We start from the raw sequence: 24743 nt of genomic DNA, 5'->3' as shown, positions 1-24743 counted from the left end.
TACTTAAAGGATTAATTTTAAATAAGAATCGATTTATTGATTTGTGCCACTGAAGAAACACCGGCTAATGTCATAGTAATGTGCATTTCTTTGGCAAAAATATCCAACAAGTTTTCAATGCCAGCCTGGCCTGCTGTGGCTAATGCATAAGCAGCGGCACGCCCGATCAAAACGATCTTTGCTCCGAGAGCGAGCATGCGGACAACATCAAGGCCTGAACGAATGCCCGAATCAATAAGAATGGGGAGGGTATCCCCAACCGCATCAGCAATCAAAGGCAAGGCTTTAGCAGTCGACATAACGCCATCCAGTTGGCGGCCCCCATGATTAGAGACAACAATTCCGGATGCGCCAAATTGGATTGCGTCTTTCGCATCTTGGGGATCTAATATCCCTTTAATTATCATGGGACCTTGCCAAAAATCACGTATCCATTCGAGATCCTTCCAGCTGATCGTAGGATCAAAGTTCTTCGTTAACCAGTCGATGTAATTAGCTAACCCCATAGGCTTACCAAGGTATTTGGAAACATTGCCCAAAGCATGCGGTCGACCCATGATTCCTACATCAAAAGCCCATGAGGGTTTCGTTATGGTTTGCAATAAGCGCCTTGCCCCTGAAAAGCGCCCAGTCATACCTGAATGAGCATCACGATAGCGCGCCCCAGGGACAGGCATATCAGCGGTGAATACTAAGGTCTTGATGCCTGCAGCTTGTGCTCTCTCAAGCATATTTTTTAAAAAGCCGCGATCTTTAAGTACGTATAGCTGGAACCAAATAGGTTGTGGGCTTTGTGCGGCAACCTCTTCGAGAGGACAAATTGAAAGCGTGGATAAAGTGAAAGGTATTCCGTATTTAGCGGCAGCTTTCGCTGCTTGAACCTCTCCTCGTCGGGCGTACATGCCTGTTATACCGACTGGCGCTAGGGCGATGGGCATTGCCAGTTTTTGTCCAAACAATTCGGTTTCTAAATTTAAATGATCTATTTTTTTTAAAACGCGCTGACGCAATGTTATTTTTTCGAGATCAGCAAGGTTTGCTCTTAATGTGCACTCAGAATAAGAGCCGCCATCAATATAATCGAATAAAAAGCGGGGCAGCTTCCGTTTTGCAGCTTCGCGATAATCAAGAGGAGATGAAATAATCATGGAGGTTGTTCTCTAAGGATTGGCCAATTATTTACATCAATAGTATTAATGTATAGTATCAGAGGGTTAGAAGTTTCAGCAACGCTGCTAGTTGATTAGCGACTGGGTGAAGGGAAGGTAAATTATGGCGACAATATGGAAAGAAAAGCTACAAAAAGAACTTATCAAAAATTATGGCGACAAAAAAGCAAGCGCACTAACAAAAAAATACGCCAATACCTTTCCCCATAGTTATATGGATGAATGCTCCGCAGAAATTGCTGCTAACGATCTTGCGTACATCGAAAAGCTCTCTGCAGCAGACCCGCTCGGAGTTTATTTTTATTTTACACCAGAGCAAGAATACCCTTTGCATGTCCGGTTGTATCTATGGGAAAAACCCAAGCCGCTTTCGAATATATTGCCCATGCTAGAAAATTTAGGCCTATGCACTTACAACGAAAGCACACATACGCTGACGCTCGGCCGAAAGCAATCAATCTGGATTTGCGACCTTGCGGTGATGTATGCAAAAAAATCGATAGAAATTGAGAAAATTTCCGATTTGCTTAAAGAAGCGCTTACCAACATTTATTTTGGTTTAGCAGAAAATGATGGGTTTAATAAGCTTGTTATCGGGGCAACGCTTGCTTGGCACGAAGTAATGATTTTACGTGCTTACGCCAAATACTTGCATCAAATTCGTTTTCGTTATAGCCAAGCGTACATTGAAAAAACCCTTGTCAACAATTCAGATATTACCCGTCTGCTGGTTGAATTGTTCAAGGGAATGCATAATCCACATAAAAAAAATAGGAATCCAAGCGAAAAAATCGAGCAAGAGATTTTGCAAATGCTTGAATCGGTCCCCAGCTTGGATGAAGATCTGATTATTCGACAAATTTTGGTATTAATTAAAGCAACCTTACGCACTAATTATTATCAGCCAACGCCAGATAAAGAGTCTAAAAAATATTTATCTTTAAAACTCAATTCGCGAATTATACCGGGGTTGCCATTACCCACTCCTTTATATGAAATTTTTGTCTATTCACCTGAGTTTGAAGGAATTCATTTACGCAACACTAAAGTTGCACGTGGTGGTATTCGTTGGTCTGAGCGCCCCGAAGATTACCGTACGGAAGTTTTGGGCTTAATGAAAGCACAAAAAGTAAAAAATGCGGTCATCGTGCCATCAGGGGCAAAAGGCGGATTTGTACTTAAAAAACACCTCATTCAGCCTAGTCGCGAGACATTACAGGCAGAAGTGATTCGATGTTATAAATTATTCATTTCGGGATTATTGGATTTAACAGATAACATTAAAGAAAATGAGTTTGTTCGTCCTAAAAACGTTGTTTGTTATGACGATTTTGATCCTTATTTAGTTGTTGCAGCGGATAAAGGCACCGCTACATTTTCTGATATCGCCAATGAAATTGCGAAAAGTTATGATTTCTGGCTAGGCGACGCGTTTGCTTCTGGAGGTATCAGGGGGTATGACCACAAAAAAATCGGTATTACCGCACGTGGCGCTTGGGAGTCAGTGAAACGCCATTTCCGCGAGCTAGATATTAATCCAATGAATACGGATATCACCGTTGTTGGTATTGGCGATATGAGTGGTGATGTTTTTGGCAACGCCATGATGTACTCAACGCATATAAAGTTAATTGCTGCTTTTGATCATCGCCATATTTTTATCGATCCCGATCCTAACCCTGAAACTTCTTACTATGAACGAGTACGGCTTTTTAATTTACCTCATTCCTCATGGGCTGATTACAATGAGAAATTAATTTCTCAGGGAGGGGGTGTTTTTAGCCGCCAATTAAAATCAATCCCAATCAATGCGCGTATCAAGAAAGCGCTCGATATAGAAGCAAGTGCACTTACCCCCAATGAACTAATCTGCGCGATTCTTAGGGCGCCAGTCCAGCTTTTATTTAATGGCGGGATAGGGACATATGTTAAGGCCAGTACTGAAAGCCATGTTGAAGTGGGGGATCGCAGTAATGACTATTGTCGAGTAAATGGAGAAGATTTGCGTTGTAAAGTCGTAGGGGAGGGGGGCAATTTAGGTTTCACGCAATTGGGACGGGTTGAATACGCGTTAACAGGGGGGCTCATAAATACCGATTTCATCGATAATTCAGCGGGTGTTGATTGCTCGGATCATGAGGTTAATTTAAAAATCTTGTTAGAACCTCAAGTTCATGCTGGAAAATTATCCGAAAAAAGACGTGATAAATTACTCGCGGATGTTACTGATGAAGTTGCTGAACTTGTTTTACAGGATAACTATGAACAAGCTGTGCTAATGAGTTATTCAGCCCATCGGGCAAAGAATAATATTAGCTTGCATACCAACTATATTAAAAAATTAGAAGCCTTAGGTGTTTTAGATCGAAAAGTTGAGTTTTTACCCGATGATAAAAAATTGATTGAGCGTAAATCGGTCGGTGAAGGATTAACACGTCCTGAATTAGCTGTTTTAGTGGCTTATACTAAAATCTATATTAAAAATGAAATCTTAAATTCCAAATTACCAGAAGATCCTGTTTTAAAGCAAATTGCTGAAACGGCCTTCCCTCAAACCATTGTGAAAAAATATAAATCGGAGATGAGTGAGCATCGGTTATATCGAGAAATTATTGCAACTCAATTGAGTAATCAGGTTGTCAATGAAATGGGGATCACTTTTGTTTACCGATTGCAAATGGAAAACAGTGCAACAGTGGATGAAATTGTCCGTGCTTATGTGATTGCGTCGCGTGTTTTTGCAACGCATGAGGTCCAAAATCTTGTTCTGTCCTTGGATTTTAAAATCCATATGAATGAGCAATACAACATGCTCTTCAATATTCGCAATTTTCTTAATTTGGCTACGCGATGGTTCTTAAACAGTAAATACATTCAAGAAGACCTAAGTACATTGATTAATTATTTCTCTAAACAGATCAAGGTCCTTGAAAAAGTGACACCGATCCTAATGGGTGGAGTTACAAAACAATATCTTGAGTCCCTGACCCAGCAATTTACGGCATCAGGACTTCCTGAAGAAACAGCCAGGCGAATTGCGACTTATCGGGCAATCTACTCTGGACTTAATATCATTGAAGTTGCAACGCAAAATAAATTTGATTTAATCAGGACAGCCGAAGTGTATTTTGCGGTAGGGGAACAATTCAGTCTGCTGTGGTTCCGTGATCAACTTTCCCGCGATACCCGTGAAGGGCATTGGAATTCTTTATCTCGGTTGACTATTCGTGATCAATTGGATTTTTCACAGCGGGCGCTTACTGTAGCTATTTTGAAAACTGGTTCAAAAGAAAAAGACGTTCAGAAACTTATTCAGGAATGGATCAATCGTAATCAAAGGGCATTGAAGCGCTGGAATAATCTTTTAGAGCAACTCCATAGTAGTGGCAGTGTCGATTATTCTATGTTTTTCATTGCAATGAGGGAGCTAGTTACTTTGGTAGGAGTAAAACCTGCTGATTTGATAGAGGCCTTATAAAGATAAAAGCTATCTTAAGGGATGAATCATTTTTTTAGGATCCATGGCTTTGTCAAATTCTTCACTGCTAATAAAGTTGAGTTTTAAAGCCGCTTCTTTTAATGAAAGATCATGATCTAAAGCATAATGGGCTATTTGGGATGCTTTATCATAGCCAATGACCGGTGATAAGGCGGTGACTAGCATCAGTGAGCGTTCGACATAACTGGCAATTTTCTTTTCATTAAGTTGCATGCCTTCTACTAAAAATTCACGAAAATTGTTCATCGTGTCTGTGAGAATACGAATTGATTTCATAATATTAAAGATCATCAGCGGCTTATAGACATTCATTTCCAAATACCCTCCCGCTCCGCCAAATGTGACGGCCATGTCATTGGCCATGACTTGTACCGCAGCCATCGTCATGGCTTCACATTGGGTGGGATTTACTTTGCCAGGCATGATGGAAGAGCCGGGTTCGTTTGCCGGAATAAGAAGTTCATAAAAGCCTGCCCTTGGGCCGCAAGACAGTAAACGAATGTCATTAGCTATTTTGTAGAGGGAGACTGCTAAGGTTTTTAAGGTTCCAGATAATTGCACCAACGCATCATGCGAACCTTGTACAGTAAATTTATTAGGTGCAGAGACAAAAGGTAATTGCGTTAATTTGGCAATCTGCTTAGCTACGGCTTGGGCAAAACCAGCGGCTGCGTTGATCCCTGTGCCTACAGCTGTCCCGCCTAAGGCTAAGCAATAGACGCTTTTCAATGCATCGTTAATTCGAATTAAATCGTCATCCAACATACCAACGTATCCAGAAAATTCCTGGCCAACCGTCAACGGTGTCGCATCTTGCAAATGAGTGCGGCCAATTTTAACCACATCCATCCACGCTTTACTTTTTGTATTAAGGCTATCCCGTAATTGACTGATTGCAGGGGACAATTGATGGGTCACGCCGATTGCGGTTGCCATATACATGGCGGAGGGGAAAGAGTCGTTAGACGATTGTGACATATTCACGTCATCATTAGGGTGAACGGGTTTTTTACTTCCCAGAGGAAATCCAGATAATTGGGAACACCGGTTAGCAATCACCTCATTCATATTCATGTTAAATTGTGTACCACTACCGGTCATCCACACATGCAATGGAAACATGTCATGATGCTTCCCGGAAAGAATTTCGTCGCAAACCTTTACGATTAATTCACTTTTCTCTTGGGATAAGCGTCCGTCTTCATGGTTGGCAAGGGCTGCTGCTTTTTTCAAAATAGCGTAGGCAGTAACCATTTCCTTAGGAATAAGATCATCACCGATACTGAAATGAAGTAAAGAACGCTGGGTTTGTGCGCCCCATAATTTGTCGTTAGGTACTTGGACTTCACCCAAACTGTCTTTTTCAGTGCGGAATGAGGTTGACATATCCTTTGCTCTCTTTGCGCAGATTGTTGGAAGTATAGCACAGCCAAAATAAGGAATACCGTTAAGGATTATTACGAACAACTTTTCTGTTGGCCATTAAAGCTCAGGTAAAAACCATATTGATCTATAATTGATTAAAATGTATTGCTTTTCTTTGCATTAAATTTGAGCAATTTATGCCTGCAGAAGACTCCAAATATTCACCCGAAGTATTTGCCTGGAATGAATATGTTGCCCGACAGGCCGTCTTGTATGCTCGCCAGTTTATTAGGGAAGGATATACCCAATTGGCCAATAATGAGTATTCTGACGAAAAAAAGAAGGCATTATTTCATGCCGTACAAGATGTGCGTCATATACAGGATAGTATTTTCACTGAGTCAAGATTAGAGCATGATGCTTGTGTTAAGGAGTTTTACAATAAGGTTGCATTCGCTAAAAAGTATTCTTTAGGGAACTGTGAAGAACTTGCTTTTGTAGCTCTGGATTATGTTATTGACAATGCTCCACTTGGGATTAATGCCGAAGTTTATGGGCTTTCTGGAGGTGATCATGCCCTTTTAGTGATTGGCCGCACAGAAAATAGTGACCCCAATAATCCCGATACCTGGGGCGAAAATGCATTTATTGCTGATCCTTGGGCTAATCAAATCTATCCTGCCTCTCGTTATAAAGAGTGGACAAAAAATTATTATGCTACAGGGAATATAGAAACACGTACAAACTGGATAGAAGATTTTTCTCCCCAACAGCATAAATTTACTCCTTATGAAAACATAAACGTGCATTATATGCGCAAGGCCCATACGCCTGAGCATTTTCAAGAATTCACTCAGTTATTTAAAACGAAATGCGAAACGCTACTGAAATGCAGCCAACAATTTCAACAAAAATTAGAGGATGTGGCCAAGGAATTACGCAACAAATACGGTGATAATCACTTCAAGTTACCCGTACTTTATAAAAAAATTGAACAATTAAAGCAGTTAAATGAAAAAATTGAGCAATCGATTGAGCAGGAGATTAAACCTGGTAAAAACTATTACGAAACCCGCCACGACTTGGAGTTAACGCTTAATCGTTATAATAAAATGCTGCTCACAATTAAAGATAGTCGAGCATCGCAAGAAATTTTAAGGCGGCCTGATGAGCAAAAATCTGTAGCAGGTAAAGTCATGGATTTGTATAAAAAAACTTTTCAGGACGTACGTGATTCTTGCAAGGCAATGGAAGAAATTGATAAGAGCGTGGATAAAAGCATGGATGAAATGGCATCGCTGCGTTATACCAAGCCATGATGTGTCTCATTTATTAATCAAAACAAACCGATATCCAAACCGAAGTTCCTTTTTCAGGAAGATAGACTTTCTGTGTTGGACAAGCTGTCCTTGCAGGAGGTTCGGTAGGATTTGAGGACGGACAAATGCCCCCACATGGATTCTCAATATCATAGGTAGGCTCACATAAGCTTCGATCGGCAAGATCACAGTTGCATTTACAAGAAGCTTGCAATTGAAAAGGAAAGAGGAGAATAATGAATAGAAAGAGTAATTTCATTTTATGAGTCCTTCATGAACTATCCATCACTGAATAAAAATTCATTCTGGATAAAATTATAGCAAATACTTTTTCTTATTGATCCGAGCCGCGACCGTGAGGAAGCGGATAAGAATAAGTGCTCGTACATCCGCTTACTCACACGCGCGGCGCGGGTTACAAGGAGTCTGATATGACAAAAACGCGTGGATTAGGTTTGTTGTTCTTTTTAGTTTTTTTTGCACTAAATGCTTCACCTGCAATTCTTGCGAACTCGCTAGCTAATGAATCTGGGTCGGAAAAGCATTTTCTTTTCATTGTATTATCTAAAGATGGTTTAATTGAGAGAGCGGATAAAAAACAGCAATGGTTTTCTCTCACTTTAAAAAATGTAAATCCTAAAGTGATTTATTTCGCTGATTGGCCAGCGCGATTTAGTGGTCAACTGGATTTAAACCTCTTTCTAAAGCAGTGGAGTCAAGGGGAATTTAAAAAAAAACCAGCCAATGGGCTTATGGAAGTTGTCCGTTTAACCACGATTGACCAACTCAGGCATTCTGCGAGTTATGCAGTTGCCTTAGCCGATCCCGTATATACCAGTGTTTCTAATCAATTGGTGTTCAAAATATTTCCCTTACAAGGAAATAAAATGGACTTGCCTGATATGGCAAATTCAGATTATATTGCGCTATTTATTGATGGAAAGTGTTTAATTTGTTCGAGTAAAACGTAATTTATCCATCCCAAATGGAATTTTGTGTGCTAGACTTGCGGACTTTGGTTACTTGGAGATAACCATCCATGTTGTACAGAAAAATGTTAAAGTCAAAAATTCATCGAGCTCGCGTCACACATGCTGATTTAGATTACGAAGGAAGCATCACCCTTTCACCCGAATTGCTTAAGGCAGCTAACATTTTACCCAATGAAGCAGTAAATATATGGAATGTTACCGCGGGAACGCGTTTTGAAACTTACGCGATTACTGGGGAGAAAGGTTCGTCTCATGTGTGTATTAATGGCGCTGCAGCCCATTTGGTCACTCCTGGAGATATAATCATCATTGCTTCTTTCGTCCAGCTTCTAGAAGAGCACTGTGCCAGTCATACACCCACGGTTATTTTTGTGGATGAATTGAATCGACTAAGAGAAATTCGCTCGGAAATTCCTGCCCAACTCATTATGGAGAGCTAAAAGTTGTCTGGGTCTTATTAAAAATTTGATTTAAAGAGAGGGTAAAAATGCAAAAAAACACGCTTTTTAATTTTATTCTGCAAGAACAAGAGGCAGGAGCAACTGCTCAGAACCCGGAAAAAATCACATTAAAACAAGACCAGCTAGGGAGTTCTTATTTTTTGATTGAACTCCCTTGGACAGATAAACTTGTCAAAACTTCAGAACATAGTTCTTCTTTGTCTCTAAGAGAGCACCACATTAGTATCTATGAGCGGATGAATGAAGCATCAGCGCAACTTAATCAATACCATTACACCGCGATTTTTGCTGATGAAAGCGAGATTAGGTATAGGTTGCATGTTTATTTTGATAGCAGCGATAGAGTAGTTGGGAAACCTGAACTTTGTGTAGAAAAAGATTCAAGTTGGGAAAAAATTTCCCTGCCTGGATTAGAAAATCAATTTGCAGAGCTTGCGAAAGAAAGATGCTTGCCTGTTATTTCCGTAGCGAGGGATAAATTAAAGGACCGCGTAGCAGAGTTAGATAGGCTTTATACTGAGCAAGAAATGGCAGCGGCAAAATTGCATAGCCAACTCGCCAAAAGAAGCGAATACGGAGAGGCATTAGCTGTTGTAGAGCGCACATTAAAGGACTTAATTCCTCTTGATAAGAGCAACAAATATCAAGGCATATTAAAAATCATTAATAAAATCCAAGTCACAGTGGCTGAAGAGTTGAGTAAGGCAACAACGTCTAACTTGCCCTCATCTTCTGTCGTAGAATCAACTGAGGCAGCCCCAACTGCGGCAATGCCAGAAGCGGTTGATTCTAATGTTTCTGAAACTTCAACCGTTAGTAAAGCTAAGAAAAAACGTCATAAAAGCAAAGGGATGGCAGCAGAGCTTAACCGACAAGTTGATCAATTGAATAGTGCTTATAAGCGCTTGGCCACAGCAGGGCCTAAAATAACGGCAAGGGATATTGAGGATTTGTTAAAATGTTATGATGAATGTACTCTAATTATTCTAAGCTTGGAGGGCAAGTCAGGACTGAATATTTCAGTTCTAAATAACCTCAAAACACTCGAGGAAAAAATTCGAAAATTAGGTGAAGAAAGACTTAAAACATTACTTTTAACTGATCGATTTGCAGAAGCTCAAAAGCTTAAGCCATTTCATCTTACAATCGATAAAGAACCACTTATTATTGAGGGATTAACAAGAAATAATGGGAGGCTTCTAGCCTTTTTGATCGAGTTTTGCGGGTTAGAATTAGGCCACTCTCTAATTATCGGTGGCCAAAAGTACTCTTCAATGATTGAATATATTTCTTCTGTCAATAATGTTGACTTGTTGTTATCTGTTATGGAACCTTGTCTTGTGAAATTTTCTGCAGAAAATATTGAGCAATGGCCACAAGAAATTAAAAAAATGGATGAGTTAATGGCCGGGCATCAACCTGAAATTTCTGATCCCTACCAATTTGGTAGAGAGCTGGGAAGGCAACTCGTCAAGGAATGTCCAGAGATTATTGACATGGTTGGGCAAGCGATGGGGCTTCCTCCTCCTAATAGTCATGCGCATAACCGACATAGGTTTCATCGTCCAAGGCCTAATGGCAAAGCCTCAAATCTTGGAACGAATAATGATCTGGAAACTTGTTTGTTAATGTAAAAAGCTTATCAGGGTAATGGATTACCCATCTTCTCCTGGCTTCTGCATCTTGTTTGCGAATAGTAAGGAAGAATGTGTGAATTGAATTCGTCATTAAGGCAGATACCTTAACTCTTGCTGTTGCTCAGCATGAAGCAAAATATAGCGTTCAAGTCCATCCGTATCCGTGGCTAGCTGCTGGAGCCTCAAACGTTATCGTTCACCAAATAACTTCAACGAACTTTTTGTCGCCTTAGTCTATAACCAAAGAAGGGATAGCGTCCTCATGCTGATTTGTTAAGACGAGCCGGCGTCCCTGATTTTTGGAAATTACCAGAAGGATACATGCATCCAAAGCCTTATAAGGGTGGAGAGGAAGGTATTGCTTTGGTTTCATCTGATGATATGGATGAATCAGAAGAATTAATGCTGAAAGGTATCCCAATGAGTGAGGCTTATAAGTCTATTAAAGTGCAAAGGAATGAGTCACACGATGCAAAAGATTTTGATAATCAGCTTTAAAGACTGTTCTGCCCGTGAAAGCTATGAGGAAATAAAATACACTGCTTCATTGTTTGCCGAGGTGCTTCCCCAATCTCAAAGGAAAGAGGAGAAGCCTGGATTATTTTTCTAAGCTGATGAGCTAATGCAGCCTAACGCGTAAGCGTGGGCTGCATTAGGCGCAATTACTAGAGTAATAGAATCAGAGCCATGTTTTAGCGCAGGATGCAGGATATGGCTATTTCCTGATAGGCCTTATTCATTACTTACCAGATAACACAGCGGGTTGCATTAACCATTATGCTTTTATCTGGGACTGAGAAGGCAGCTTGGAATTGTGGCATATTGGACAGAGTACCATTTACTCGATAGATCATGGGTGGGTGTGGATCAGTGGTCACTAAATTGCGCACTTGCTCCGGACGAATATTGGATGCCCAGACATGCGCCGTGCCTAAGAAAAATTGCTGATCTGGCGTAATGGAATTAATTGTTTTTGCTTCTTTATAGTATTTAGAATTGTGAAACGCATGGTAGGCTAGAGTTAAGCCGCCTAAATCTGCTGTTGCTTCTCCGACAACTAATTTTCCTTGCACGGGTAAATCGCCGTCTACTTTATATTTAGAAAATTGTTCTACAATGCAATTGGTTGCAGCTTGGAATTTTTTCAAATCAGCCTCAGTCCACCAATTTTTTAAGTTCCCATGACCGTCAAATTTTGCGCCTTGGTCATCAAAGCCATGCGTCATTTCATGCCCCATTACAAAACCGATGGCACCATAATTGACTGCGGCAGGTGCGCTGGGATCGAAAAAGGGGGGTTGCAATATGCCTGCTGGAATATTGAGATTGTTCATGGAAGGATCGTAATAGGCATTGATGGTTTGTGGTGGCATTGCCCATTCGCTGCGATCAACAGGCTTGCCAATTTTATTGAGATCACGCTTGTTTAAAAATTCATTTGCACGAATGACGTTAAGTACATAGGGGCCTCGATCAACTTTTAATGTTGAGTAATCCCACCACTTATCAGGATAGCCAACACGATCCTCCATCAGTGCTAATTTTTTCAAGGCTGCTTGCCTTGTTTCCGGCGTCATCCAGCTAAGTGTTTGCAGATCTTGTTTTAGCGCTTGTCGGATATCGTGCAGTATCTCAAGGGCTGCTTGTTTGGATGCAGGGGGGAAATATTTTTCGACATACAGTTTACCAATTGCAAAACCAAGAGCACCATTTTCAGTGTTAACGACTCGCTTCCATCGTGGCAATAATTTCTTAGTACCGGTTAGGGCAGAAACCATTTTAAAATTCTGGTCGACAAAAGGTTTGGATAAATAGGAGGCGAATGCGTCAATCAAATGCCAACGTAAGTAAGTTTTCCAGTCCGCAAGAGGAATTGCTTGTAACTGTGTATTCATTACTTTAAAAAACTCAGGCGTTGTTAAATTGATGTGCTTAATTGACGGTTGGCCGAGAGCGCTGAGGTATTGAGACCAAGAAAAGTTGGGAGTCACTTGTTCAAGTTGTTGTAAATCCATCATATGATAGACAGCGTTTGGGTCACGTTGCTCTATTTGTGACATGGACGCTTTAGCTAAAATGGTTTCTATATTCATGACTGTTGCGGCTTCTTTTGTTGCTTGGTCTGGCTTATCGCCAAGCAATTCAAACATCTTGCCAATATGCTGAACATAAGCCGCACGAATTTGTTGGAACTTCTTATCTTCTTTGAGGTAATAATCACGATCAGGCAAACCTAGTCCGCCTTGCCCAGCAGCGCCAATCATTTCTTGGCTATTTTTAAAATCCTGCATGCTGCCGAAACTAAAAAGTGCGTCAACGCCAATGAGTTGTAGATGAGTAATAACCTGTTGCAAATCAGCTAAATTGTTGATTGCCGCAATGCGCTGAAATTCAGATAATAAGGGTTCGATGCCAAGTTTATTAATGGATTCTTCATCCATGCCGCTAAAATAAAAATCACCTACTTTTTGCTCGATACTCCCTGGCGCTGCATTTTTATTATTGGCTGCTGCAATAAGCATTTGGTGAATCCTATCTTGCACTTTTTCCTGCAAAATATTAAAACTGCCCCAGGTTGCGTATTCAGGTGGAATGGGGTTTTTCTTTTGCCAGGTACCATTGGCATAGGCAAAAAAATCAGTTGTTGGTGAGGCAGAGGTGTCGAGCCAATCTAAATGCAGGGCTTCCACTGGATTATTGTTATTTCCATCATTGGTAATTGGTACATTCACTGCTAAGGAAGAAAAGCTTAAAATCGCTGTAAAAGTAGCAAGAATATATCGCATAAAATGGCCTCTTAATGTGCTTCGTCCCAATCACGCCCAACGCCGATGGATACTGATAAAGGTACAGACAATTGTACGGTGTGCTCCATTAAATTACGTATTGTCTCTTTTGCTGCGTCTACTGCAGTTTCATGTACTTCGAAGATTAATTCATCATGAACCTGCATAATCATTTTTACAAGAGGTTTTTCTTGTGTGGATTGCCATTGGGCTAACGCTATCATTGCTTTCTTAATAATATCAGCGGCGGTACCTTGCATGGGTGCATTGATTGCGGCACGCTCTGCTGCTTTTTGTCGCATTAAATTTTGCGTATTTATTTCAGGAAGATAAAGGCGGCGACCAAAAAGCGTTTCAACATAGCCTTGCTGATGAGCTTGTTTGCGCGTGCGCTCCATGTAATCAAGGACACCTGGGTAACGTTGGAAATAACGATCCATGTAATACTGGGCATCTTGGCGTTCTATACCAAGTCGTTTTGCCAACCCAAAGGAAGACATACCATAAATTAAACCAAAATTGACCGCCTTGGCGCGACGACGTTGTTCACCGGTTACTTCCATTAAAGGGACTTGGAAGATTTCACTGGCTGTGGCCGCATGAATATCCCAGTTGTTGATAAAGGCCTGCAACAGATTTGCATCTTGAGAGAGATGCGCCATAATGCGCAATTCAATCTGTGAATAATCGGCGGCCAATAAAAAATGATCTGCTGGGGCAACAAAGGCTTTACGAATAAGCCGGCCTTCTTCACTACGAATAGGAATATTTTGTAAATTAGGATCACTTGAAGATAATCGCCCCGTAGCAGCAACGGCCTGATTGTAGGAGGTATGCACGCGTTGAGTTTGGGGATTAATGGTTTTAGGTAAAGCGTCAATATAGGTGGATATCAGCTTACTGAGACCCCGATACTCAAGAATCACTGCAGGTAAGCGGAAGTCAAAAGCGAGTTCCTGTAGCACTGCCTCTGCGGTTGAGGGTTGTCCTGTAGGTGTTTTTGTTAAGACAGGAATTTTTAATGTGTCAAACAAAATTTCCTGAAGTTGTTTAGGTGAATTAAGGTTAAAAGGCTTACCAGCTAAACACAACGCTTCTTCTTCGAGCGCAGCCATGCGCTCTTTTAATCGTTCCCCATGCTTCGCTAAAGTCGCCTGATCAACGAGTACTCCATCATACTCCATATCGGCTAACACAGTAAGTAAAGGGATTTCAATCGAATTCAGTACCGTCCTTAACCTGTCGTCAAGCATCGAATAAAGTTTATGGTGTAATTTTAAAGCAAGATCGACAAATTCGGCGGCATAGAGTGCAGCTTTCATAACTGGAACTGCATCAAAAGACAATTGTTTTGTCCCCTTTCCAAGAATGTCTTCATTACTAAGAGGCTTATGTCCCAGGTACTTTAATGACAGGGAGTCCATGTCGTGGCGGCTTGCATTTGAATTCAAGACATAAGATTCCAGCATCGGATCAGACAGAATGCCTTTAACATGAATGCCATAACGCTTAAATACATTGTAATCGTATTTTATATTCTGACCAATTTTGCCAATTTTTTCGTTTTCAAGAAGGGGTTTTAAGCTAAATAAAGTCTTATCTCGGGATAATTGTTCACTACCGTCTTTGTGGGCCAGAGGCAGATAAGCAGGTTTACCTTCCTCGATTGCTAAGGCGATACCAACAATTTCAGCCTCCATGACATTATTACTTGTCGTTTCGACATTAATACAAAACATAGGGCTTGATTTTAGTTTCCCTATCCAATCGGTGAGCTGAGTTTCAGTGTTAATCACCGTGAAGTCGATCTTTTCAATCATATTGCTGGGAGTTGTTTCCTCTTGGGAAGACTGCTGCTCTAGCAATTCTTTTAACCAGTTTCTGAATTCCAATTCACGTAGTAATGCAAGTAACATTTCACGGTTAGGTTCTTTTGGTTTTAGGTCGGCTAAAGTCAATGGTAATTCAACATCTGTTTTGATTGTGACCAATTTTTTTGATAAAGGTAAATGTGGGATACTTGCGCGCAAATAGTCGCCGATTTTACCTGTTATTGCATGGGAATTTACGATTAAATTGTCTAAAGATTGATATTCTTGCAGCCATTTCATCGCTGTTTTGGGCCCACATTTAGGTACCCCAGGCACATTATCAATACTGTCACCGATTAAAGCTAAATAATCGACTATTTGTGAAGGATGAACGCCGAATTTTTCTGTAACCCCCACCGTATCGAGGGTTTGATTAGTCATCGTATTGATCAGGGTTACATGCTCATTAACAAGTTGAGCCATGTCTTTGTCGCTAGTAGAAATTAATACTGTCTGCTTTTGTTCTGTTGCGGAATGTGCCAGTGTCCCAATAACATCATCCGCTTCTACCCCTTCAACGATAAGTATTGGCAACCCCATCGCTTCGAGCAAGTCGAGCAAAGGCTTAAATTGACTTTGGAGATCGTTTGGCATGGGCGGGCGATGGGCTTTGTATTCAGGATACCATTCGTCTCTGAAGGTTTTGCCTTTGCTGTCAAAGACCACCGCGATTTGTTCTGGTTTATAATCCTTAATTATTTTTTTAACCATATTGGCCACTCCATAGACAGCCCCGGTAGGCTGTCCTTTAGAGTTGGTTAATGGAGGGAGTGCATGAAAAGCACGAAAAAAATAAGAAGAACCATCAATCAGAATCAAAGGGCAAGACATTATTTTTCGGCCTCGCATTGCGCTAAATGTTTGCTTAACTCATCGACTTTTTCGCTCAATGCTTTTAAATTTTTGCGCATAATAGGAATTCTTGTTACTGATAACTCTTGCTCAATCGCTTTTTCTTTGGGACGAGCTGGGCTACCCAAATAAATATTCCCTTGTTTTAGGTGTTTTTTTGGGGGGACGCCAGTTCGTGCCCCTAATATCACCCCATCGTCAATACGCACGTGGTCACTTACTCCTACATTGGCTGCAAAAATAACATGGTCACCACTGGTGGTGCTGCCTGCGATACCTGTAAAAGCACAGAGAATATTGTGTTTACCTAATTTTACCGAATGAGCAATTTGTACTAAGTTGTCAATTTTGGTACCTGCACCGATGACTGTTGCACCTAGGGTGGCTCTATCAATCGTTGTGTTTGCGCCTATTTCTACATCGTCCTCAATAATTACATTTCCAACATGAGGGACTTTCATATGCTGGTCATCCACTAGAGTATAGCCGAAGCCATCAGAGCCGATAACTGATGAGGCATGAATACAAACTCTTGCTCCGATTTGAGTCCGTTCGTAAATTGTCACATGAGGATGCAATGTGGTATTCGGGCCGATATTGACTTCAGCGCCGATGCTTACATGGCTCTTAATCACGCAGTTATCCCCAATTTGGCTGCCGGATTCAATGACGACATAAGGACCGATCGAAACATTTTTTCCTAGAATAACATCATCAGCAATAGTAGCTGTGGGGTGTACACCTGGAACCGGTTTTTTACTGGGGAAAAAATGATTGAGCAATTGAATAAATGCTTTAAAAGGGTTTGCAACTTGGATGACTGGCTTGATGTCGCTGTTTATATTTGTACAGACTAAAATGGCCGCAGCTTGAGAGCGCTCTGCTAACTGCAAATTCTCGCTGCCATCGGCAAACACCAAAGCGCCAGCAACAATATTATCAATGGGGGAAAGCGCTGAAATAACGATCTTCTCATCGCCCACAACCAACCCTTGCACTAAATTAGCTATTTCAAACAGCGAAGCATTCATCATTAACCTTATAAAATCATGCAAAATAGGGCGATTATAGCGCGATGTAGCTTTAGTTGCGAATTAAGTTTTAAAAGATTGCAGAAATTTAACTACCGCTGGAGAAACAAGTGCTAACACGAAATCTACCCTTAAATATAAATGTCAATTTATAGAGCAATAAGATTTATAAGATATCACCTATCATCCTATGGTTAGAGCCTTTGAAAGCCCATAGGTATTAAGTTAAGCCGATCAGAACATTTTTTATTCAATATTTTCAAAAAATTATTTCTGTTAATCCGAGACTGTCGCGTGAGCAAGGGATAACAGGTGGCTTGCTTCTTATCTGCTCCCTTGCGGTCGCAGCCCCATCCTTGACTTATACTTGCGTGGCCACACCCTGCGGATACGGCCGCAGAATGCAGGCAAAGTGTTTTTCCTAGGACTAAAAAAGGGCAGCTACATTCGGCGCAATAGTAGTGCTGCATTTGCACCGCCAAACGCAAAATGGTTTGATAATGCGATGTCGACCTGCTGTGGTCGGGCATGGTTCGCTACGTAATCCAGGTCGCACGCGGGGTCTGGATCATACAAATTGATGGTGGGCAATAACATGTCGTTTTGCAGACATAATGTGGTGGCAATAATTTCCATAGCGCCAGCAGCCCCAATGGCATGTCCGGTCATGGCCTTTTGTGCTGTAATGGGTATTTCATAGGCGCGTTTGCCAAAGATGGTTTTGATTGTTTCAGTTTCAGTGATGTCGTTTAATTGGGTACCTGTACCATGGGCGTTTATGTACTGGACGTCGCTAACAGCGAGTTTAGCATCGTCTAAAGCAGCATGGATAGCACGTACCTGACCTTGAACCGTAGGTGCAGTAACATGATATGCATCGCAACTAGCGCCATAGCCAATGATTTCAGCATAAATTTTAGCGCCTCTGGCTTTGGCTTGTTGCAGCTCTTCAAGGATCAAAATACCTGCTCCATCGGCCATGACCATGCCGTCGCGGTTTTTATCGAACGGCCGGCAGGCCATTTGAGGATTCTCATTTTGGGTAGACATCACACGCAGCTTGCACCAAGCAGCCATCAAGGTTTCCCAAAGCAGTGATTCGGTCCCGCCACATAAAGCGGTTGTTAGTTTGCCGTAAGCGATTTGATGATAGGCATTACCTATTGCTTCAGCTGAGGATACGCAAGCGTTCGAAATGGTGGAATTAGGGCCTCCTAAACCAAAAGCAATAGCAATATGATTTGCAACGGAATTAGGCATGCCGCGAATGACGCTTAAAGCAGGGATTTTCTTCCAGCTTTCTTTAAAGAAAGATTCATAAGCGGATTCGAGTTCAGGTGTTCCTCCTAAACTTGTCCCTATGTATGTGGCGGTATTAGCCAATTCGGTAGCAGTTAAGCCAGCGCGTTCAATGGCGTGATGCGCGCAGTAAAGCGCGTATTGCGCAACTCGAGGATAGCGTTTACTTTTATCAAACTCAGGAAGATGGGCAAGTGATAAATTAGTAATCTCCCCGCCAATTTGAGTAGGATAGGGTGTTGCGTCGTAACTTTCAACACGTTTGATACCGCATTGCCCGTTTATAGCTGCTTGCCAGAAAGACTCAAGCCCGTTGCCGATGGAGGAAACTATTTCCATCCCAGTTATTACAACCCGTTTCTTCATTCCTTATCCTCTTAGCGCCATCCTTCCGCGTAAAACGCAATACTAAATGTGCGGTAGAAAAGCTGTCAAGTTGAATTCTTTATTGTTGAAAAATAATTTGTTTACAAAAGAGTATATTATCCTGTTTGAGCACACTATTATACAAAAGGGTATACGAATTTGAGAGTATGATCATCTCATTTTGTGGTGTTATTAAACAAGGCGCTTATGATACCTGATTGTAGAGAAGACAGATAGACTCAAGGAAGTCTAGTTCATTATTTCGAGCCTATTTGTTTATTCGTTTTGAAACGCCTAGAAATGTACGCATATTTTCAGTGGGAATAGACCAAAAATCTGTCGCATTGATCGTCTTAAACCCGTGACGTGTATAAAGGTTAAGCGCATTTTCATTTGTCGTTTCGACATCCAGTATGAGCTTTGTTGTACCTAATGATAAAGCATGATTAATGCAATAAGATAATAATTCACTCCCTAATCCTTGTCGCTGATGATTTGGGAGCACGGCAATATCCGACAAGATGGCACTGCCATCAGCCTGCCAACGGATATGTGCTTTGGCAACACCTTTTCCTTGGTGGGAAGCAAGAAGGATAGTGTAGTTATTCTCATTAAGTAGAATATTAAATCGCGCTGGCATATCCTCATCTTCTTCAGGAAAACAGTGCTCGTCGATATGGCACAGGGCAGGGATATCTTTTTCTGTAGCTTTGCGAACAATGAGTGTTTGCTTGGTTATCAAAATAGGTTCGTAGCTCTGGCGCTGCATTTGATATTCGCTATGGTGATACTTAAAACCTAGTTCTGAGAGCCATCCATCATTGACTGCTTCCGGTGTGGAAAAAATCAAAGTATTCATTTGTTTTGCTATGAGCAACGGCATGACGGTTTGCAATAACTGCTTGGCTATACCCTGACGGCGATGAGACGGTTCTACTAGAACACTGACCTCGCAGGCATCGGCATAAAAGAAATAAACACTTAAAAAGCCCAAAAGAGTGCCGTCTTGAAAGTAAAGTACATTACTGTCATTCAGTCTCTTTTGTTCAAGGATGTGCGGGTATAGCGGAGGTATGCTCCTATCGACTTCTCTACATAAAGAAGCGAGCTGGTTAACAGCATGCAATTGTTCTTGGTTTAACTGATTGTTGTATATGAACATAATCTTCTTGTCAAAATAAAGCATTATCGCACATTGTATCATTTAGTGATTAGCAAAGTTTACAATAGCCCATTTTTTTATTGCTCCTTCTTATTTGTTTAATCATCCTTTCCCAGCCTCTTCATGCACTGGGGATGGTGCTTCCAGAGGCACACTCACACTATTGTCTGTGTTGAAAGCAGTAGGGGGGCGATGGGATGAAAAAAAGAAATAAAGGCCAATTGCTGCTAAAACGATAATAATAATAACCGCAATGATGCCAATGCTTTCATTTTCATGATCTTTACCATTCATAAACAATTTACTCCACAATTCCCTGTACATCATCATTATTATAGTAAGAATTAGGAGAAAAATTAGTTGAAATTTTTAGCTAACAATAGTGGAAATTTTTTGTGAATAATGATAGTTAATTGAGATCAATGAATAAACATATTGCTGTTTGAAAAAAGCAAATTTATGTGATCAATTCACTCCCTTTGATCCAGCATTAATATTATCAATTTTCTATAAATACTGATTATTTTTAAAAAAATTGTAATTTATTTTTCAGTTGGTTGTTAGCAATTTCCTGAAAATTTTCTTAAATTTTTTACCGGATTAGGAAAAACAAAACGAATACTAGGCTTAGTATGATTAGCAGCGAGTTAATTCGTTGGCGAGTTAATAATTTAAGTAAACTATAAAGAAGAATCCCGCTGCCTATCCCGTCAGCAATAGAAGAAGTAAAAGGAATGAGTATGATGGTGACCATACAAGGAGCTGTTTCACTGATGTCTTCTAGCTGTAACTCACCTAAATGCTTCATCATACAGCAAGCAACATAGAGCAAAGCAGGACCCACAGCATAGCTGGGAATCATTTGCGCTAGAGGAAAGAAGAAAAGCATCAAAATGAACCCCGCCCCGATAACTAATGCAGTTAAGCCAGTGCGCCCACCGGCTTGAATTCCTGCTGCTGATTCAATATAAGGAGAAGTACTTGCTGAGCCTAAAAGACCTGCTAGAGTCGAAGCAACTGCATCGGCTGTTAAGCTTCGACTCAAACGCTGCTGATAGTTAGATTGTTGTCTAAAAAGTGATGGATTAAGTAATCCTATAAGAGTGCCAGTAGCATCGAAAACGGTAATTAAGAAAAAAGTAAAAATTGCCTTTAATGAAGGTATACTCGAAAGACCAGTAAAATCGAGTTTAAAAAAACTTGGCTGTATAGAGGGGGGCAAGGCGACCAAACCTTTCCAAGTGGTTAATCCCACTAATAACCCTACTAAGCTGATAATCAGAATTCCTATAATAATGGCCGCAGGCACAAGATAATAGTCAAGCACTAAGATCAATAAAAATCCTAAAACAAATAAGCCAGTTTGCGGACGATAGAGGTCCCCTAAGCGCATCATGGTGTGGTTATCGCTAACAATCAATTGATTGGATTGTAAGGCAATCAAGGCAATAAATAGGCTAATCCCTATTAGAATGGCGATTTGTAAATTATGAGGAATCGCTTCAATTAATAATCGTCTTAACCTAGTTAAACTAACGAAGAGGAATAACAACCCCGAAATAAAGACCATTGCAAGTGCATGTTGCCAATCAATGCCCATACCTAGCACAACGGAATAAGAAAAATAAATATTAAGCGCCATCGCGGGAGCTATCCCAATAGGTGTATTGGCTAAAAGACCTGTAAATGCACAGGCAAAAGCGGTCACCAAGCAGGTTGCTGTGAAAACTGCGCCTTGATCCATACCTGCTTCGTGCAAAATGGTTGGATTGACAAAGGCAATATAGGCCATAGTTAAAAAAGAAGTGATACCAGCGACAATTTCTGTCTTGATTGAAGAGTAGCCAACGAAGACGGATTTAGGATTGTTCATGATGTAATTAAAAAAGGAAGTTAAGCACATCAAAAACAATTTCTATTGCAATTAATACAATAATAATGATTTCTAAGCTATGGGAGTGACGCGTTTCCAGATAGCCGTTAAACATATCAAAGATTTCACTCAGTGTATCCAATCGGTGATTTATCGCATTAACTCGACGTTGAATATGTAAGTAGCGTTCGAGCATAGTGTAGTATTCTTCTAGTGTTGGGTGTTGCCAGAAATATTTTGGATGGTAGAGAAAATTACTGATAAGATTCATCTCGCTTTTCGCCCCTAAAATTTCACCTATAATTTGTCGAATTTTATTGCGGCTAATGGGCATGTGGCCTTTACTCGAGAGGCTTTGCATCATAGGGTTATATTTTTCAATTAGCGCTTCAATAATAGTCTCAAAATATTGTAATTTTACTGATTGCGAAAACCCATAAGAAAAACTCAGTTTTAATTCATCGCTATCATCATCCATGGTTAAGCAATCAACATCAAAAAAGCCATGTGGTTCTATGGCTGTCTTTTCACCAATTTTATAACTGAATTCGTCTCTTACTAAAAAAGATACCGGCCTATCAGCGAATTGATTGATGATGTTAAGATAATTCTTAACTTGATGACGTTTAACTCCCCAAGAAACAACAGTACCATTTTTAAACACGAAGATAAGTGTATTACTGGTATCAGCGCGATTTATTTTCAAAACATCCCGGGTTCTAAGTGAACTATAACCCGGTAAGCTGGTTTTAAAATAGGTATCAAGGCGCGATAAATCAATTGAGTTGGCAATGCAGTAACTTAAGCATTCCATGATGTCTATGATCCTTGCATGTATTACATCCCATAATAATGCGTTAGTGAGTATTATGAGCTATTCAATGAGGGCGATTATAACCTAATTGGAATTTAACTACACGCGGTATAGATCGGGCCTCAAACTTTTAAAATGTACTCGCATGGTCTAAATTGAGCACAGTTGCGAGAAAACATGGCGAAAAGCGCTCACAGCATCGTGCTGTTTGGATGGGCCAGTGTTTTTTCGCAAGATGTGCCATAGTGCAATCCAAGGGCGGAGGGTCTTAAGCGCTATCGGCGGTTTCTTGGCCAGGATAAGCTTTTTTTCTATCAGAAGCCCCGCTGAGCCACTGAGGACATACTTCTAACACCTTCGCTATCTTATCAAGTTGCTCGGAGGATGGCAGCATGTGGCCGAAAATCATTGCATTTGCTAAGTGACGAGTAACACCAAAGACTTTGGCAACCGCTTTAATTTTCTCCGACAGATCCTCGGGAAAACCTAATAAAGACAATTCTCGATTAAATCGTTGTGAAAATACTTTACTGTTCATTTTTCACTCCATGAAAAAAATTTGCCGGCTCAAGCCGACACCTCATTAGGTAATAGCAGACCCTAATTTTTAATACCTCCGGTGGATTTTAAGCCACAGATTTAGGAACTGAATCTATTCCCATTGTTAGTCCAATAATCCAACACTATTTTGAGGTTAAAGACTCAAAGTTTGCTTGTGTCATCTGTGCAATTTGTATAAAAAACATACTTTTTGCAATAGCTCAGCATTTGGTTTTAACCTAATTAGAATTAGAACTTGAACCCATACCTGGCTGTCCTTGATACAGGTATATACCCAAGTGTCTTGGGTATATCTGTTATAACTTATTTTTTTTCCGGAGCAAAGTATTTTTCTATTATTTTTAAAAACAAACAGTTATCGATGGAATCAGTTAATGAATGATTGACTTTAAAGTGTTGGTATAGGCAATGCTTTGTAAATACGCTTTCGAGTAATCCTCTGTACTGAATTTTGAATGTTCTAATTTACTAAAATTGGCATGTTCGTAAGCTTGGACCATGTCTAACAAATAACCAAGTGCACCTCTGCGTGTCAGTAGGGCTGCGGTTACTTCATCCTTTAGCTGAATCCTGTTTAATAAGCAGGACATAGGTTCATTTAACATCGCATCCAATGTGGAAAGCATCCCTACAGTGTATGCATCATCAGCATTGGCTAAACGGGAACGGATTGCCAGGAGTTGACACATTTTTGCTCTGATCAGTGTTCTTTCTAGCAAATCACAAGCCACATGATCCAATGCTGAAACTAAAAGAAAAATCACCCAGTTGCGTATTTTCGCTAAGCCCAATTGTTGGATTGCAGTGATCAAGCAGTCGATTTTTTTACCTTGATACATCGAGGCTGAGTTAGCAAGTTTGAGTATGCGATCGTTGAGTTGCGGTAGTTTTAAAATTATCTCTTCAATTTGGCCAATTTCGGTTTCTGGGTTGTATAGTTCAGTGAATAATTTCAATATTGAGAGCTTATTTTCTGGAAGGGGCTCATGTTGGATGAGATTGGGATGGTCCAGGAAAAAGCCTTGAAACATATCAAAGCCTAAGTTTCGACATAGAATCAACTGATCGCGGCTGTCGATTTTTTCTGCCAACAGTTTACCCTTAAATCCCATTGCCTTAAGTACTGCCAGCTGTTTTTTAATTTCTTGCTTACTTAAGCCTAAAACTTCAATTTTTATTATATCCACAATATTAATGAGCGGGATTAATTCTTCTCGAAAAACAAAATCATCGAGTGCTATTTTATAGCCTTGCTCAGAAAGCATGATTACATTTTTTAATAAAAGATCATCAACCCAAAGATTTTCTAATAATTCAATAACAACTCTATCCTTAGGGAGCCTAGCAGGTATTTGTTGCAATAGATGAGTACGAGTGAAGTTAATGTAAGCAGGGTGTGAGCCGATAATCGTATTAATATTTAAGTGCGTAAAAAGATTGTAAAGTACGGAAGCAGTTGCATCGTATCCAGATTTTTCATCAGAAGTGTCAATATTTGCGTAATTAAGGTCCCCGGTGCGATAGAGAATTTCATAGGCACAAACAGTGCTTTGGGCATCATATATGGCTTGTCTTGCGATTAACGTAGACATCACTTGCTTTATATTAAGGAGTAGTACTTTTAGTATACTCAAGCCTATGAAATTAGGCAGTGGGGCCTCATCTTTTATCAATAGGAATGAGCTC

The 24743-nt window shown here is 40.5% G+C and carries 19 protein-coding genes; 6 read left to right on the top strand and 13 right to left on the bottom strand.

Features of this window, described 5'->3' with window-relative positions:
- Window positions 1-17: 17 nt before the first annotated feature.
- On the bottom strand, window positions 18-1148 hold the full coding sequence (lldD, locus tag LMI_RS14005; RefSeq protein ID WP_045100339.1) for an FMN-dependent L-lactate dehydrogenase LldD: 1131 nt from the start codon (window positions 1146-1148) through the stop codon (window positions 18-20).
- Between the two features lie 124 nt (window positions 1149-1272).
- Between lldD and LMI_RS14000 the strand changes: the two genes are divergently transcribed.
- A complete protein-coding gene (locus LMI_RS14000) occupies window positions 1273-4647 on the top strand; it encodes an NAD-glutamate dehydrogenase (protein WP_045100338.1) in 3375 nt (1124 codons plus the stop codon).
- A gap of 9 nt (window positions 4648-4656) precedes the next feature.
- Here LMI_RS14000 and fumC read toward each other — a convergent pair whose 3' ends face one another.
- Complete coding sequence (gene fumC / locus LMI_RS13995) at window positions 4657-6054, bottom strand: class II fumarate hydratase (protein WP_045100337.1); 1398 nt, start codon at window positions 6052-6054, stop codon at window positions 4657-4659.
- Between the two features lie 176 nt (window positions 6055-6230).
- On the opposite strand from fumC, the gene LMI_RS13990 reads away from it, so the two are divergent.
- On the top strand, window positions 6231-7352 hold the full coding sequence (locus tag LMI_RS13990; RefSeq protein WP_052679594.1) for a hypothetical protein: 1122 nt from the start codon (window positions 6231-6233) through the stop codon (window positions 7350-7352).
- 13 nt (window positions 7353-7365) lie between these two features.
- Here LMI_RS13990 and LMI_RS13985 read toward each other — a convergent pair whose 3' ends face one another.
- Window positions 7366-7611 carry a hypothetical protein gene (locus tag LMI_RS13985; RefSeq protein WP_045100336.1) on the bottom strand — a complete coding sequence of 82 codons (246 nt, stop codon included), beginning with the start codon at window positions 7609-7611 and terminating at the stop codon, window positions 7366-7368.
- A gap of 172 nt (window positions 7612-7783) precedes the next feature.
- Between LMI_RS13985 and LMI_RS13980 the strand changes: the two genes are divergently transcribed.
- The 4 genes from LMI_RS13980 (at window position 7784) to LMI_RS15370 (ending at window position 10940) form a co-directional block, all read left to right on the top strand.
- Window positions 7784-8323 (top strand): hypothetical protein, encoded by a 540-nt coding sequence (locus LMI_RS13980; protein WP_045100335.1) that lies wholly within the window; start codon window positions 7784-7786, stop codon window positions 8321-8323.
- A gap of 68 nt (window positions 8324-8391) precedes the next feature.
- Entirely contained in the window at window positions 8392-8784 is a 393-nt protein-coding gene (panD, locus tag LMI_RS13975) for an aspartate 1-decarboxylase (protein WP_045100334.1), read from the top strand.
- A 47-nt stretch (window positions 8785-8831) separates the two neighbouring features.
- Window positions 8832-10439 carry a hypothetical protein gene (locus LMI_RS13970; protein WP_045100333.1) on the top strand — a complete coding sequence of 536 codons (1608 nt, stop codon included), beginning with the start codon at window positions 8832-8834 and terminating at the stop codon, window positions 10437-10439.
- Window positions 10440-10763: 324 nt separating this feature from the next.
- Entirely contained in the window at window positions 10764-10940 is a 177-nt protein-coding gene (locus LMI_RS15370; RefSeq protein WP_153280308.1) for a hypothetical protein, read from the top strand.
- Window positions 10941-11185: 245 nt separating this feature from the next.
- On the opposite strand, the gene LMI_RS13965 is transcribed toward LMI_RS15370, so the two are convergent.
- The 10 genes from LMI_RS13965 to LMI_RS13920 all read right to left on the bottom strand — a co-directional run bounded on the left by LMI_RS13965 (window position 11186) and on the right by LMI_RS13920 (window position 24649).
- Window positions 11186-13228 carry a M13 family metallopeptidase gene (locus tag LMI_RS13965; RefSeq protein WP_045100332.1) on the bottom strand — a complete coding sequence of 681 codons (2043 nt, stop codon included), beginning with the start codon at window positions 13226-13228 and terminating at the stop codon, window positions 11186-11188.
- Window positions 13229-13239: 11 nt separating this feature from the next.
- On the bottom strand, window positions 13240-15930 hold the full coding sequence (gene polA, locus LMI_RS13960) for a DNA polymerase I (protein ID WP_045100331.1): 2691 nt from the start codon (window positions 15928-15930) through the stop codon (window positions 13240-13242).
- Window positions 15930-16982, bottom strand: a complete 1053-nt coding sequence (gene lpxD / locus LMI_RS13955) for a UDP-3-O-(3-hydroxymyristoyl)glucosamine N-acyltransferase (RefSeq protein ID WP_045100330.1) — start codon at window positions 16980-16982, stop codon at window positions 15930-15932. Before lpxD ends, polA begins: the two co-directional genes overlap by 1 nt.
- A gap of 441 nt (window positions 16983-17423) precedes the next feature.
- Window positions 17424-18647, bottom strand: a complete 1224-nt coding sequence (locus tag LMI_RS13950) for a beta-ketoacyl-[acyl-carrier-protein] synthase family protein (RefSeq protein WP_045100329.1) — start codon at window positions 18645-18647, stop codon at window positions 17424-17426.
- A gap of 268 nt (window positions 18648-18915) precedes the next feature.
- Window positions 18916-19809, bottom strand: a complete 894-nt coding sequence (locus LMI_RS13945) for a GNAT family N-acetyltransferase (RefSeq protein WP_045100328.1) — start codon at window positions 19807-19809, stop codon at window positions 18916-18918.
- Window positions 19810-19911: 102 nt separating this feature from the next.
- Window positions 19912-20103, bottom strand: a complete 192-nt coding sequence (locus LMI_RS13940) for a hypothetical protein (protein ID WP_045100327.1) — start codon at window positions 20101-20103, stop codon at window positions 19912-19914.
- Between the two features lie 298 nt (window positions 20104-20401).
- Complete coding sequence (locus LMI_RS13935; protein ID WP_045100800.1) at window positions 20402-21682, bottom strand: NCS2 family permease; 1281 nt, start codon at window positions 21680-21682, stop codon at window positions 20402-20404.
- Between the two features lie 7 nt (window positions 21683-21689).
- Window positions 21690-22496: an RMD1 family protein gene (locus LMI_RS13930; RefSeq protein WP_045100326.1), complete on the bottom strand. Its 807-nt coding sequence runs from the start codon at window positions 22494-22496 to the stop codon at window positions 21690-21692.
- Window positions 22497-22764: 268 nt separating this feature from the next.
- The gene (locus LMI_RS13925) at window positions 22765-23034 is read right to left on the bottom strand and encodes a transcriptional regulator (protein ID WP_045100325.1); all 270 of its coding nucleotides are present in this window, start codon (window positions 23032-23034) and stop codon (window positions 22765-22767) included.
- Window positions 23035-23428: 394 nt separating this feature from the next.
- On the bottom strand, window positions 23429-24649 hold the full coding sequence (locus LMI_RS13920) for an EAL and HDOD domain-containing protein (RefSeq protein WP_045100324.1): 1221 nt from the start codon (window positions 24647-24649) through the stop codon (window positions 23429-23431).
- Window positions 24650-24743 lie beyond the last annotated feature (94 nt).

It is taken from the genome of Legionella micdadei, assembly GCF_000953635.1.
Classification (GTDB): Bacteria; Pseudomonadota; Gammaproteobacteria; order Legionellales; family Legionellaceae; genus Tatlockia; species Tatlockia micdadei.
This window is presented reverse-complemented; position numbering and strand designations above follow the sequence as displayed.